The sequence below is a fragment of the Kitasatospora setae KM-6054 genome, from assembly GCF_000269985.1.
In the GTDB taxonomy this organism is placed as follows: domain Bacteria; phylum Actinomycetota; class Actinomycetes; order Streptomycetales; family Streptomycetaceae; genus Kitasatospora; species Kitasatospora setae.
The window spans coordinates 8,143,965-8,156,884 of record NC_016109.1; the positions used below are offsets into that span (position 1 = coordinate 8,143,965).

Consider the following 12,920-nt stretch of genomic DNA (forward strand, 5'->3'; position numbering starts at 1 on the left):
GCGCATGGGCGGTCGTACGGTGACCCCATGAGCGACCCCCGCACCCCCGCCCACGCGCCCGCCCACCACCAGCTCGGTGGCCACCACCAGCACGGCCACCAGCAGCACGCGCACCCGGTCGAGGACGACGCCGCCCTGGCCGAGGTCCTCGACCTCGACGCCGAGGTACTCGCCGACCACCTCGCCGCGATCATCTACTGGCTGCCGCTGGACGCCGAACCCCGGCACGTCCTCGACCTCGGGGCCGGCACCGGCGCCGGGACCTTCGCGCTGCTGCACCGCTTCCCCACGGCCCGGGTCACCGCCGTCGACGCCTCGCCCGGCCACCTGCTGCGCCTGCGCGAGAAGGCCCACGCGCTGGGCCTCGCCGACCGGGTCGCCACCGTGCAGGCCGACCTGGACGCCGACCGGTGGCCCGAGCTCGGCACCCCCGACCTGGTCTGGGCGTCCGCCTCGATGCACCACATGGCCGACCCCGGACGGGCCCTGCGCCGGATCCGCGACCTGCTCGCCCCGCACGGCCTGTTCGCCCTGGTCGAACTGGCGGGCTTCCCGCGGTTCCTGCCGGCCGACGCCCCCGCCGACCGTCCCGGCCTGGAAGAGCGCTGCCACGCCGCCACCGACCACCTGCACGCCGCGCACGTCCCGCACCGCGGCGCCGACTGGGGCCCGCTGCTGACCGCCGCCGGCCTCACCGTCACCGGCGAACGCACCGTCACCGTCGACATCGCCGCCACCGAGCACCCCTCCGTCGGCCGCTACGCCCTGGCCGGGCTGCGCCGGATCCGCACCGCCGCCGCCCAGTACCTCGACCCCGCCGACCTCGCCGCCCTGGACCGCCTGACCGACGCCGACGGCCCCGGCAGCATCGCCCTGCGCCCGGACCTGGCGGCGCGCACCGAACGCCAGGTCTGGGCCGCCCGCCGCTGACCGCCCGTCCGGCCTGCCCTGTTCGTCCAGCCCGTCCAGCCCGTCCCGCCCGTCCTACCTGTCCCGCCGGGGTGGTCAGGGTCGTGGGTGCAGGGCGCGACCGATCCGGCGGCCCACCAGGAGGTGGGCGAGCAGGGCGCCGAGGGTGTTGAGCAGCACGTCGTCCACGTCGAACGCCCGGCCCTCCACCAGGAGCCCCTGCGCCGCCTCGACCGTGACCATCACCAGCGCGGTCAGCGCCGTCGCGGCCAGGACGCCGCGCAGCCGGGGGAACAGCACCGGCAGCAGCACGCCGAACGGCACGCCCAGCAGGACGTTCCCGCCGACCTGCTGGGCCGCGGCCCGGACGGCGGGCTGGTCCAGGTAGCCCCGGAGCGAGGCGCCGAGGTGGAAGTTGGGGTGCACCAGGTCCCGGGCACCGGGCACCGGTACCAGCGTCACCCGGGCCAGCCCGACCGCGAACACCACGGTCAGCACCAACCCGGCCAGCAGGACCAGCCACCGGACGGCGGGGGCCAGCGGCCCCCACCGGCGCGCGAGCGGCTGCCCGGTCCGCACCGCCCGCCGGGCGCCGAGCGCGGGTCCGGGGCCGGACCCGGTGTCCGGGTGCTTCCGGCTCCACCAGCGAGTGCTCCCGTCCGCCCGACCGGTGCCGGCCTGCGGCGGCTCTCCGCGTCCACCAGCTACTGCCCGTCCGCTGTCCGCCGTCGGTCTGCCGCTCGCCGCCCGTTCGTAGCCCATCGTCGAGGTCCTCCCCATCGCGCGTCCGATCCTCCGCTACCGGTTTCCCGCCCGCACCGGATACCCCGGGCCGCTGCCGTCATGCCGGTCCGCCGGGGCCGGTCCGGTGCGTTCCGCTCGCCTGCCGGAGCGCTGGTGGGGGAGACTCGCGGGCATGGTCTCAGTAGTGCAGAACGTCGCGATCGACTGTGCGGACGCCTTCGGGCTGGCCCGCTTCTGGAGCGCCGTGACCGGCCGCCCGATCGACCCGGACAGCGCGCCGGGCGACCGGGAGACCCAGGTCGAACTCGCCGACGGCGGGCTGGTGCTGTACTTCAACCAGGTGCCCGAGCCGAAGACGACCAAGAACCGCGTCCACCTCTGCCTGCGCCCCGACACGGCCCGCGACCCGGAGGTCGACCGGCTGCTCGCCCTCGGCGCCGCCCTGGTCGCCGACCGCCGCAACCCCGACGGCACGGGGTGGGCGGTCCTGGCAGATCCGGAGGGCAACGAGTTCTGCGTCCTGCGCAGCGCGGCCGAACGGGCCTGACCGCCGTCCGGGCCCGAACGCCGCCAGGGCCTGAACGCTGTCTCGGCTTGCCCTGGTCCGGCCTGGTCCGGCCTGGCCGCTGTCCGGTGCGGGGACGCGCCGGGGCCGCCCCTCCCGCACGGAGGGGCGGCCCCGGTCTTCTCCGGTGGGGGCCGGGCTTAGGGGTAGGCGACCAGGTTGGCCACGTTGGTGGCCGAGTTGGACGGGCCGCCGGTCGAGTTGATGACGTGGGCGATGGTGCCGGTGCCGCCGAGCGAGACGGTCACCATGTCGTGGAAGCGCACGCCGGTGCGGTTCGGGGCCTCGAAGGAGTGGTCCTCCACCACGGCCGGGTTGACGTTGAAGTAGGCGTAGGAGCCCAGGCCCCAGGCCTCGTGCGCGGTGACGCCGGGCGCGACCTGGTAGGCCGGGTAGCCGCGGGTGGAGCCGTTCATCCAGGCGGCCTGGTTCGGCGGGTCGTACGGCAGCTCGTTCTGGAAGAAGTACGTCCGGCCGTTGTCGCCGTTCCAGATCACCTGGGTCTGCTGGTAGTGCTCGACGAACAGGCCGTACATGGTGACGTTGCGGCCGTTGACGATGAGCCCGTTGGCGGCGGTGTTGCTGGTCCAGCCGACGCCGCTGCCGTGGTCCGCGCGCCACAGCCACATGTGGTCGCCGATCACGTTGTTCGAGTTGACCACCAGCGACTGGCTCGCCTTGCCGACGCCCGCGCCGCCGATCCGGAAGAACACGTCGTGCAGCGAGGTCGGGTTCGCCGAGTGGTCGGCGGACGAGCCCGCCGCGCCGAGCTGCATCAGCACCGGGGAGTTGACCGTCCCGGCGTCGATCAGCAGGCCGGCCAGCTTGACGCCGTCCACGTCCGCGACGTTCACGGCGGTGACGCCGTTGTCCGGGACGAGGGTGGCCAGGCCCAGGCCGAGCACCACGGTGTCGGCGCGGGTGACGTTCAGGGTCTGGTCCAGGTGGTAGACGCCCGGGGTGAACAGCAGGTTCTTGCCCTGCGCCAGCGCCGCGTTGACCGCGGACGCGGTCGCGCCCGGCTTCACGATGAAGAACTGGTCGATCGGCAGCGAGCCGCCCGCCTGCGCCCCGGCCGCCCAGCTGGTGCCAGAGCTGTTGGAGCGCAACGCCGGGACGAACACCCGGTAGGCGCCCGCGGAGTCGACGTACAGGAAGGGCTTCTCGCGGACCACCGGGGTCTGGTTGACGGTGGTGTACGGCGGGTTGGGGAAGGAGTTGGCGGGCGCGTTGACGTCGCCGACGAACACCATGTTCCAGTTGGATCCGGTCCAGCTGCCCCACTGCGCGTTGCGCGAGAGCCACTGCTGCTGCGAGCCGGAGCGGACCTGGCCGTCGACCTTCGAGTCGGCGATGAAGCCGCCCGAGGACCAGCCGCCGTCGTCCAGCTGCAGGTTGCCGCGCACGTGCATCCGGCGGTACGGCGCGGCCTGGGAGACCGCCCAGCGGTCGGTGCCGCCGGTCGGGTTGACGGACAGGTTCTCGGCGGAGCGCCAGAAGTTCTGCGTCGCGTTGCCCTGGAACCAGTCGGCCTCGGCGTGCACCGCGCCGTTGATCGTCACGTCGTCGGGGGACAGGCCGAGGCCCGCCACCTGCGTGTAGAACCCGACGTTGGCGTCCACGCCGTAGCTGCCCGGCTTGAACAGCAGGGCCTGGCGCTGGGCGCCGAACTGGTTGGTCTCCTGCTGCGCGAAGACCGCGTTCAGCTTGGCCTGGACGGTCGCGGCGGGCATCGACGGGTCGAAGACGGTCACGTTCGGCCCGAAGTCGGGCGTGCCGGGCGGGTTCGTGACGGTGCTCCCGAAGGTGAAGGACTGCGCGGCGGTGCCGTTGCAGGCGTACTGCTGCAACTGCACCGCGTCGGCGGTGGAGGCGCTCGGCACGTCCAGGCACCGGCCGCTGTTGCGGTTGACGAAGTGGTACGCGCCGCTCGCCTCGGCGACCGCCTGCCACTGCTGGTTCAGGCCGCCGCCGTACGCCCACAGCTGGACCTTCGCGCCGTCGGCGGTGGAGACGTCGACGACGTCCAGCACCTTCGAGGTGTCGTTCTGGCTGTTGATCCGGACGTACCCGTTGCCGAGGTCCTGGACCTGCCACTGCTGGGCGGTCGTCCCGTTGCAGGCGTACTGCTGGACGACGGTGCCGTTGGCGGTGGCGGCCGCGGCGGCGTCCACGCACTTGCCGGAGTGCTGCGCCACCAGCGTGGTCGCCCCGGTCGGGACGGCGGCCAGCGCGGCGGGGGCGGGCGAGAGCAGCACCACCGAGGAGACCAGCAGGCCGACGGTCGCGGCGGTGGTGGTGGTGGTCGTGGGGAGGAGTCTTCTGCTGCGCAAGGGAGTCGCTCCTTTCTCGGGCCGACGGGCGATCAGGCGGGCAGGTTCCACTGCTGGTTGGCGCCGGCGAAGCAGTCCCAGAGCTGCAGCCGGGTGCCGTTCGCGGAGGACGGACCGGTGGCGTCCAGGCAGCGGCCGGAGACCGGGTTGACCAGGGTCTTGTTCGACTGCGCCTGCCACTGCTGGGCACCGGTGCCGTTGCAGTCGTAGAGCTGGGCCTGGGTGCCGTTGGCGGTGCCGCCCGAGGTCAGGTCCAGGCACTTGCCGAGCGCGCGGACCGTACCGTCGGTGCCGACCGTCCACTGCTGGGCGGTGGTCCCGTTGCAGTCGTACAGCTGGACGGCGGTGCCGTTGGCCGAACTCGCGGCCGCCACGTCCACGCACTTGCCGCCGTAGCCGGTGATCTGTCCGGTGCGCCCGCCACTCGGCGGCGGGGTGGTGGAGCCGCCGGTGAGCGCGTTGAAGGTCTTCGAGAACTGGTACGCCGACTGCGGGGTGCCGCTGCAGCTGTCGGAGAGCGTTCCGCTGGTCGCGCAGGCCTTGTCACGGCCGACCGCCCAGAAGGCGAGCAACTGGATGCCCTTGGAGGCGGCGAACGACTCCAGGGTCTGCGCGTTCGCGGTGGAGAACACCTCGGAGGTGGTGTCGTTGACCCCGATCATCGGGGTGTTGCCCTCCATCGCCCACAGCTGGTCGGAGGTCTTGGACGTCCAGATCTGGCCGAGCTGGGTGTGCAGGCCGTTGGCGGCGCTGATCGCGGCCTGGCCCATGTCCATCGGCGAGCCGTAGTCCATCGTCATGATGTTGACGGCGTTGACGGTCAGGCCGCGGCTCTTCGCGTTGGTCAGCAGGCTGATCGAGTTGGATTCGAGACCCGAAGGACTCACCGGCAGCGTGTAGTTGACGTCCAGCCGCTTGCCCGCCGCCGCCTGGGCCTGCTGGAGTGCGGCGAGGGCCTGGTTGCGGCGGTCGTTGGCGGCGGTGTCGTTCAGCGCGCCGCCCTCGATGTCCAGGTCGATCCTGGTCAGGTTGAGCGCGTCCACCACTCGCTTGTACTGCGCCTGCAGCGCGGAGACGCTGCCGCACGCCTGCCCCAGTTCGGTGCCGGAGGCGCCGCCGAAGCTGGCGATCACGTCGCCGCCGGCCGCCCGGTGGGCGTTGACCGCGTTGGTCCAACCGGCGTCCGTGATGGAGGTGTTGCCGTTGAACGTGGCGTTGCAGCTGCCGTCGCTGATCACGAAGGCCAGCGTGACGTACTTCAGCCCGCCGTTGTTGCGGGCGTCCGCCAGCGTGTTCGGCGAGTTCCAGGTCTCCAGGTACGGCGCCGCGTAGTGCGCTGGGAAGCCCGGCCCGGCGTTGGCCGCAGCCGAGGCCGGGCCGGCGCCGCTCACCAGCAGGCCGGCCACCGTGGCGGGCAGCGCGACGGCGGCGGCGGTCGCGCGCAGCAGGGTGCGGGCCCGGGTGCGGGTCTGGGCCCCGGTGAGGGAATGGGTGCGGGTGTGTGCGCGGATCAAGGCGGCTCCTCGTGGGGGAAACGTTCACTCGTTCATGAAGTGAACGCGAAGCGATGCCTGAGAGGGTGTCCGGAGTGGTCCGGGCAGGGCGGCGCGTCCTCCTGATGGAGGATCAGTGGTGGTGGCCATTAGCCCTGGCGGCTTTGGTCTGGACCTTTTTCAAGACGTGAAGTTAGGGGCGTCTGCGCGGTCACGTCAACCCCCCGTACGTACAGGACTCGAAGGCTGTATGCGGAGCGCTCGAAGGCGGGAAGGGCGGGCCGAGCGGTGGCTCGGATCCGTCCGGCGCCGGTTTTTGCCAAACGGTCGACCACTTCGGGCGGCTGGCCGGATAGCTTCCGAACATCCGTCGAAACCTGGTGCGCGAGGCCCTGGGGCCTCGCGGGGAGGAGTGTGTCGTGAACCCGATCGACCTGGCGGAGGCAGCCGCCGAACTGCCGCTGGCATGGAACTCGCGCGCGCTGGCCCGGGTGGGGGAAGCCTCCGTGAAGGTGCTGCGGATGGACGACCTGCCGCTGTCGGCGGAGTGCCACGAGGTGGACGAGGCCCTGCTCGTCCTGGACGGCCGCCTGGAGTTGGAGGTGGACGGTGCGCCACTGACGGTTCGCGCCGGCGAACTGTGCGTGGTCGCGGCGGGCGCTGTGCATGCTGTCCGGCCCGGGAGCCGTGGCACATTGGTGATCGTGGAGGCGGCCGAGGGGTGATGGTCGAGGGCTGGCGGTCGAAGGGTGACGGTCGAGGGCTGGCGGTCGAAGGGTGACGGTCAGGGGGCGGGGGGTGGTGGGCGGTGCGCGGGGTGGGTCGCTGTTGACCGCCGGGGTGGGGCGTGCCTAGATTGTATTTGCTTGCAAATGTAAATCGACGGCGGCGCGCCATGCCGCGCCGTGTGGCGCCGCGCCATACGGCGCTGTGCTCTGCGGTGTCGCGCGAGCGATGCCTGGTCGCGCTGTGCCGCGTTGCGTCGCGGGAAACGGGGAGGGCACACCACCATGGCTGAGGACTTCAACCGGCAGGTCATCGCACAGTTCCGGGCGAACGGCGGCAAAGTCGAGGGATTCCCCGACCTCCTGCTGCTCACTGCCGCCGGCCGGCGCACCGGCCGGCCCCGCACCACGCCGCTGGCCTACCGCGAGGACGCCGGACGCTACCTGGTGTTCGGCTCCAACGGGGGTGCCGCCGCGCACCCGCTCTGGTACCACAACGTGCTCGCCGCAGGCGGCGGCACCGTCGAACTGTCCGACGGGGAGGACGGCATCGTCGCCCTCGCGGTCCGCCCCGTCGAACTCGCCCCGGACGAACGCGCCCGCCAGTACGTCGAGCAGGCCCGTCGCGTTCCCAGCTTCGCCGAGTACGCCGATCGGGCCGACCTTGCCGACCGGGTCATTCCGGTGATCGCCCTGCACCCCCTCGACCTGGCCGGCGACCCCGGGCTGCCCGCCGCGATCGTCGCCGGACTCCGGCTCCACCACGAGGATCTGCGCCGCCAACTCGCCGACCTGCGTGCCCGTCTGGACGGTGCCGACCCGCTGCCCGGCCCCGACCTTGCCGCCCAGTTGCGCGAACGCTGCTTGAGCTTCTGCCACGGACTCGACATGCACCACATCCGCGAGGAGGGCGCCTTCACCGCCTTCGAACGCCGATACCCGCAACTGACCCCCGCGATCACCCGGCTGCGCGCCGACCACCGCACCGTCGCCGACGCGCTCGCCCGCTTCGAGGCCCACCTCGCGGCGCCCGTCGACCCCGCCGGCCAGGCCTCCGGCCCCGCCGTCCTGCGCGCCGAACTCGACCGGCTCACCGAGGGACTGGAAGCGCACTTCGCCTACGAGGAGGAACACCTGATCGCCACGTCCGCCCCGCACCCGGAGCGCTGAGCGGCCGTCCGGTACGGTGAGGCCCGGTTCGTTGCTACCGTCGGCGGACCGGACCTCTACGCGTACCGACCAGGAGGGCGCATGGCCGGCCCGTCCACCCCACCTGCCGGGGGTGCCCCGCGAGGGGGCGAAGGCGCGGCGGGCGGTGCAGGCAGCGCGAACCCCGTTGGCCTCGGCGCGGACGACGCCGTCCGGGCCATGCTGCTGCTGATGCCAAGGGTCGCCGCCAGGGTCAAGCGGACCGCCGTGCCCGAGGCGCTGGCCGGGTTCCAACTCGCGCCCCGTCACCTGTCGCTGCTGTCCTACCTGGTCTTCGACGGCCCGATGCCGGTCGGCGCGCTCGCCGAACGCCTCGAAGTCGCGCACACCACCGCCAGCCTGATGGTCGGTGACCTCGCTCGCCAGGGCGTTCTGGACCGCAATTCCGACCCGGCTGACCGGCGGCGCACCATCGTCTCGCTGACCGCCGACCCCGCCACCCGTACCGCGATCGAACGCTGGCTCGCCAACGGCTCCGCCTCCTGGCAGGCCGCGTTCGCCCCGCTCACCCCCGCCGAACGCGCCCTCTTCGTTCGCACCATGGCCGCCTACGAGCAGGGCACCGCAGGCGGTGCCTGAACGCCGCTCGCTTCGGCTCCCGCCGCAGGACGGCCGTGCCGTCCGCCGCGAGCGTGGACCGGGCACCGCCTCCCGCGGGGAGGGGCAGGCCCGTGACGGACGCGGGGCAGAGCAACGCCGGCCGTGCCGCCCCGTGCGCGCAGTGGCGACAGAGGTGTCGGCGCAGGGTGCTGCGATGGGCGGGCGCACATCGCAGCACTGATTCCTCCGCCTGCCCGAGGTCTCGGTCGTCCTTCAGTGTTGCCGCGTCTTCGCGATGCTGGACGCTGTCCTGAGCCCGAACTGGGGGGACAGGTACTACTCGTGCGACTCGCGCTGGGCGCCCGGCGAGGTGATGTCCTTGATGCGGGATGGCAGCGGAAACGCGCATTCGATTGTCTTTGCGGAGGCCGGGGTCTTCGCTCGTGGGTTCAACCACGAATCCATCCTGAGCCGGTACCGGCGGAAATCGGCGGAGTCGTGGCCCGGATTGCTCGACGGGGTGCCGGAGGCCACGGTGTGCTTCTGGCCTGAGACGGCCGACGCCGCCTGGTGTGGCGACAACTTCGCGCCCGGGCCGGACGGCGGCGGTGCTGCCGCGCTGTTCCAGTTGCTTTTGGACGGCAGTCCCGAGGTGTACCAGAGCTTCGCGGAGGACTGTCACGAGACGGACCTTGATCTTCATGCCGTCCGCCATGTGTACGTCCTGCGGCCGTTCGCGTCGGACGTCGTCCGGACACTGAACCCGAAGCTTGAGCTCGCCGAACTCGCCGGTTGCATCGCGGAGGTCGGCTACCGGGCCGGTATGTGAGCCTCCGTGCTCGGGGTGTCGTGGGACCGCGCTGAGCGGCGGGGCTCCAAACAGCCGAAGAGCCAGCCGACCATCACCCGCCTAGCGGTCGCACCGAGTGCCATGGCGGTTGCGGTAGTCGGTGCAGTCGCGCCCCAGCGCACCGCGGGCCTGCTGAGCACTGCGCGCATGTTCGCCGTCATGTATTCCTCCGATTGTCTGATGAAAAATCAAAATCATTGAATTTCCATGGCCTTGTATCGTCCTGGCGCTCACTGGATCCAAGGTTCACTGATCGGCGAGGCGCTGTCTCTGGAGGTAGGTTCCGTCTTTTCGGTGGGGCTGGCTACACCGAAAAGACGGAACCTACCTCCAGAGACAGCAGATGTGCGGCTGACTACCTTGAGGGCATGCGAACTCTTGTCGGAGTGAAAACGAAGAAGATGTGGCGCGGCGCCGTACGGTGGCTCACGACTCGCCTGGCGGCTGGGTTCCGCCGTGTGGCGTCCCTGCTGTCAGGACCGGTCCCGGTCCCGGTCCCGGTCCCGGTCCCGGTCCCGGTCCCGGTCCCGGGTCCGGGTCTGGTCTTGGCTCCGGCTCTCGGTGGCCGCTCGGGCGCGGGCGACGGTGGACGGCCGCCGTCTCGGGGTAGCACCCGCGCAGGCCCGGCCCCGGTTGCCCGCGTGCGGGGGCGGCGGTCCGCCATCGGGCTCTGCGGGGCCGCCCTCTGGGCGGCGGGAGCTGATGCAGCGTCAGTCGCTCAGTTCGTCTGCGGTAGTCCGCCGCCGAGTGTGGCCAGGACGTACGGCCAGGCCGCCGTGCCCAGGCGGGCGTCCGCTTTCGGGCCGCCGCCGTGTTCGAAGACCAGGGACGGGGGCAGCGGCGACTCGCCTGGCAGCAACAGGCGGTGGCCGGCCTCCGGGTCGGTGAGCAAGCGGACGGACGCGTCGGCGGCTTCGCGTCGGGCGCGCAGCTGCTCGGCGAACGGCAGCGAGGGCCACATCGCGTCCGCGCCGCCCGCGATCAGTAGCAGGTCGGCACGGGCCCGCTCCACCGGGATCGTCGCGGCGGGCAGCGCGTCGGCGAACGTCCGCTCGCTCTGCTCGTACCAGCCGCGGATGGCGGCCGGGGTGCCCTCCGGCTCGGTGGGCGTCCAGGTCTCGTCCATCGGAACGAACGGCAGTGGCTGCCCGCGCCACGTCCAGCACGAGCGGAACGGGCGGTTCGCACCGTCCGCGCCCGGTCCCACGTTGCACCACACCAGGGAGGTCGGTGCCAGTGCCACCACCGCGTCCACCCGCGGGTCGTGCACCGCTGTCAGCAGGGAGGCCTCTGCACCCTTCGACGTCCCGAGGAAGCCGATCCGCCGCGCTCCTTCCGCCCGCAGCAGGTCGACCGCCGCCGTGAAGGTCTCCAACGGGACTTCACACACTCCCGGCGGCTGCCCCGGCCCGCCGAACCAGCGGAACGTCAGCACGTCGAACCCTGCTGCGGCCAGCACCCGGGCCCGGGCTAGCTCCACCCGCCCGCTTGACCCCGACAGCACCACCACCCCGACGTCACTCCCTCCGACCGGCGTGCACCGTACTCCCTCCCAAGGCGCCGTCACCGCGCGCTCGACGACCTCCACCCGTCCATCTCCCCTGTACCAGTTCCGGTTCAAGACCCCACCCTCACCCGTCTTCGGTACGCCTGGCAAGCGCCGCTCGGACGACGGGGCGAGAGCGGGTTCCCACCGGGGAACGCGGCGTGTGGCGAACGCCCCGGCGAACGGGCACCGGAGGCGGAAGGGAGGCCGATCCCGCCGTCGGCGCGGCCGGTTAGTCTGCCGGAGGGGCCGGGGCGTATGCCGGGAAGGGGAAGACCGTGGGGTTCAGGACAAGCCTGCTGGTCTATACCGATGGCGACGTGGCTGACCGCCCGAGAACGGTCAGCCCTGCCGGCCCGGCGGACCTCGGGCGGACCACCACGATGCTGCGGCGGCTGCTACCAGGTTGCGCGATCGAGCTCATGGGTCCGGCCTCCCTCGCAGAAGGTATGTGGCCGCCCTTCGGGCGGGTTTGCGCGGGGAGCTTTCCCGGGATCGACGTCATCTGTGCGCAGCGACTGGTCGGTGAACGGCCGTCCGCACTCCCTGTCCGGCTGATCGCCGCCAGCGCCGGTCGGCGGCTGGTGGCGCACTCCATGCACAGCGTCGTCGACTGGTCCGCCTTCGGGGTCTGGGAGGACCGGCGGCTGGTCCGTTCACTGAGTCTCTGTCCGGACGAGGGGATCATCGAGGACATCGGCGAACCGCTCCTCTTCGAGGTTCCGTACCAGGAGGCCGACCGAGCCGTCGTCGGCGACTCCTGGCCTGACCGGGCCGAGGACCCGAACGCGCTGCCCTTCCACGCCCTGGCACTGGGCGCGGATGCGCTGCGCGCCCTGTGCAGGATCAACCTGACCGGCCCACCGGGTCCCACCGACATCGACACCGCGGCCGTCGGGCTGCACGACTTCCTGATGCGCGGTCCGATCACGGATTGAGCCGGCCGGTGCCTGTGGATCCGCGGGACACTGCCGGCGGCGTGGTTGGGCTGTGGCAGGGTCGGAGTTATGCCCTTCGACCACAACGACCACTACCACCGCCTTTTGCTGCGGCACCTCCCCGTAGGCTCTCGGACCGCGCTCGACGTCGGCTGCGGGACGGGCCGCTTCGCACGGCGACTGGCCGCGCGGGGAGTGGAGGTGGACGCCGTCGACCCCTCGGCGGAGGCGATCGAGGCGGCCCGGGCGGTCACGTCCGCCGCAGAGGGGCCGGCGCCGAGGTTCCGGTGCGAGGACGCCACCCGGGCCGAACTACCCTCCGGGCACTACGACTTCGTCTCCTGCCTGGCCAGCCTGCACCACATGCCGTTCGAGACCGTCCGGGCGCTGCGCGATTCGCTGGCCCCGGGCGGGGTGCTGGTCATCCTCGGCTGCTACCCCGAGAAGTCGCGCACGGACTGGCTGTGGAGCCTGGCCGCCGTCCCCGTCAATGCGGCCGCGCGCGCCGTCGTCGCGTTCATCGAACGGGCCCGCCGCACCCGTCCGACCGGCCCGAACGCGGTACGGGCACCGGTCGCCCCGCCGACGATGACCTACGCATGGACGCGGCAGGAGGCCGCCAGGCTGCTGCCCGGTGCGCGGATGCGGCGGCTGCTCTTCTGGCGCTACCTGCTGCTCTACCGAGCCCCGGCCGGAGCGGATCCGCGCCCGGCGGCCGCCCCGGTGTCCGGTACCGCGTAGCCTCCTGCACGCGGGCAGCGCCGGCAGTCGCCGGGCGTACGGACAGAACGGCACATTGCCGATCAGTACGCTGCTGCTCGGCGTCTGTCCGGGGCCGCCGCAGTGCACGGCCACCCACACGTACCTCTTCGTGGACGGCCTCGACCTGATCAGCCGCAGCAACGTCAACGCCCGCGGTGCCGTGCCGGGACGGCTGCTGCGCCCCGGCGGCCAGCTCTGGCCGACCGACCGGGCCCGCACCGTGGACGTGATGGAGGCGGGGCGGGGGAGGAAGTGGGTGCGGCAGTCGGGTTCCGGGGGCGGATGGTGGTCTGGAGCGGACTGATG

13 protein-coding genes are annotated in these 12,920 nt (G+C 72.3%); 9 read left to right on the plus strand and 4 right to left on the minus strand.

The genetic code is table 11. The features are described 5' to 3' along the window. The first annotated feature begins 27 nt into the window (after positions 1–27). Positions 28–930 (plus strand): class I SAM-dependent methyltransferase, encoded by a 903-nt coding sequence (locus KSE_RS35405; protein WP_014140207.1) that lies wholly within the window; start codon positions 28–30, stop codon positions 928–930. Between the two features lie 75 nt (positions 931–1,005). On the opposite strand, the gene KSE_RS35410 is transcribed toward KSE_RS35405, so the two are convergent. Continuing rightward, positions 1,006–1,488: a VanZ family protein gene (locus tag KSE_RS35410; RefSeq protein ID WP_014140208.1), complete on the minus strand. Its 483-nt coding sequence runs from the start codon at positions 1,486–1,488 to the stop codon at positions 1,006–1,008. Between the two features lie 337 nt (positions 1,489–1,825). Between KSE_RS35410 and KSE_RS42500 the strand changes: the two genes are divergently transcribed. After that, positions 1,826–2,200, plus strand: a complete 375-nt coding sequence (locus tag KSE_RS42500) for a VOC family protein (RefSeq protein WP_014140209.1) — start codon at positions 1,826–1,828, stop codon at positions 2,198–2,200. Positions 2,201–2,358: 158 nt separating this feature from the next. Here the strand turns inward: KSE_RS42500 and KSE_RS35420 are convergent, their stop codons facing one another. After that, the gene (locus KSE_RS35420; RefSeq protein ID WP_014140210.1) at positions 2,359–4,551 is read right to left on the minus strand and encodes an RICIN domain-containing protein; all 2,193 of its coding nucleotides are present in this window, start codon (positions 4,549–4,551) and stop codon (positions 2,359–2,361) included. A gap of 32 nt (positions 4,552–4,583) precedes the next feature. Next, positions 4,584–6,065 carry a chitinase gene (locus KSE_RS35425; protein ID WP_014140211.1) on the minus strand — a complete coding sequence of 494 codons (1,482 nt, stop codon included), beginning with the start codon at positions 6,063–6,065 and terminating at the stop codon, positions 4,584–4,586. A gap of 398 nt (positions 6,066–6,463) precedes the next feature. Between KSE_RS35425 and KSE_RS35430 the strand changes: the two genes are divergently transcribed. The 4 genes from KSE_RS35430 to KSE_RS35445 all read left to right on the plus strand — a co-directional run bounded on the left by KSE_RS35430 (position 6,464) and on the right by KSE_RS35445 (position 9,347). Further along, positions 6,464–6,769, plus strand: a complete 306-nt coding sequence (locus tag KSE_RS35430) for a cupin domain-containing protein (protein ID WP_033257883.1) — start codon at positions 6,464–6,466, stop codon at positions 6,767–6,769. A 285-nt stretch (positions 6,770–7,054) separates the two neighbouring features. Then, on the plus strand, positions 7,055–7,939 hold the full coding sequence (locus KSE_RS35435) for a nitroreductase/quinone reductase family protein (RefSeq protein ID WP_014140213.1): 885 nt from the start codon (positions 7,055–7,057) through the stop codon (positions 7,937–7,939). 198 nt (positions 7,940–8,137) lie between these two features. After that, a complete protein-coding gene (locus KSE_RS35440) occupies positions 8,138–8,557 on the plus strand; it encodes a MarR family winged helix-turn-helix transcriptional regulator (RefSeq protein WP_033257882.1) in 420 nt (139 codons plus the stop codon). 343 nt (positions 8,558–8,900) lie between these two features. Continuing rightward, positions 8,901–9,347 (plus strand): hypothetical protein, encoded by a 447-nt coding sequence (locus KSE_RS35445; RefSeq protein WP_231873271.1) that lies wholly within the window; start codon positions 8,901–8,903, stop codon positions 9,345–9,347. A gap of 739 nt (positions 9,348–10,086) precedes the next feature. On the opposite strand, the gene KSE_RS35450 is transcribed toward KSE_RS35445, so the two are convergent. Continuing rightward, on the minus strand, positions 10,087–10,848 hold the full coding sequence (locus tag KSE_RS35450; RefSeq protein ID WP_231873272.1) for an acyl-CoA thioester hydrolase/BAAT C-terminal domain-containing protein: 762 nt from the start codon (positions 10,846–10,848) through the stop codon (positions 10,087–10,089). A 344-nt stretch (positions 10,849–11,192) separates the two neighbouring features. Here KSE_RS35450 and KSE_RS35455 point away from each other — a divergent pair, with 344 nt between their 5' ends. The 3 genes from KSE_RS35455 (at position 11,193) to KSE_RS35465 (ending at position 12,918) form a co-directional block, all read left to right on the plus strand. Then, positions 11,193–11,852 (plus strand): DUF6928 family protein, encoded by a 660-nt coding sequence (locus tag KSE_RS35455; protein WP_014140217.1) that lies wholly within the window; start codon positions 11,193–11,195, stop codon positions 11,850–11,852. 69 nt (positions 11,853–11,921) lie between these two features. Beyond that, positions 11,922–12,593 (plus strand): class I SAM-dependent methyltransferase, encoded by a 672-nt coding sequence (locus tag KSE_RS35460; RefSeq protein ID WP_033257879.1) that lies wholly within the window; start codon positions 11,922–11,924, stop codon positions 12,591–12,593. A gap of 55 nt (positions 12,594–12,648) precedes the next feature. Beyond that, on the plus strand, positions 12,649–12,918 hold the full coding sequence (locus KSE_RS35465; RefSeq protein WP_014140219.1) for a hypothetical protein: 270 nt from the start codon (positions 12,649–12,651) through the stop codon (positions 12,916–12,918). Positions 12,919–12,920 lie beyond the last annotated feature (2 nt).

Coding starts and splice junctions, on each gene's coding strand:
- KSE_RS35405 (WP_014140207.1), top strand. CDS start 28: ATGAGCGACCCCCGCACCCCCGCCCACGCGCCCGCCCACCACCAGCTC.
- KSE_RS42500 (WP_014140209.1), top strand. CDS start 1,826: ATGGTCTCAGTAGTGCAGAACGTCGCGATCGACTGTGCGGACGCCTTC.
- KSE_RS35435 (WP_014140213.1), top strand. CDS start 7,055: ATGGCTGAGGACTTCAACCGGCAGGTCATCGCACAGTTCCGGGCGAAC.
- KSE_RS35440 (WP_033257882.1), top strand. CDS start 8,138: ATGCTGCTGCTGATGCCAAGGGTCGCCGCCAGGGTCAAGCGGACCGCC.
- KSE_RS35445 (WP_231873271.1), top strand. CDS start 8,901: ATGCGGGATGGCAGCGGAAACGCGCATTCGATTGTCTTTGCGGAGGCC.
- KSE_RS35460 (WP_033257879.1), top strand. CDS start 11,922: ATGCCCTTCGACCACAACGACCACTACCACCGCCTTTTGCTGCGGCAC.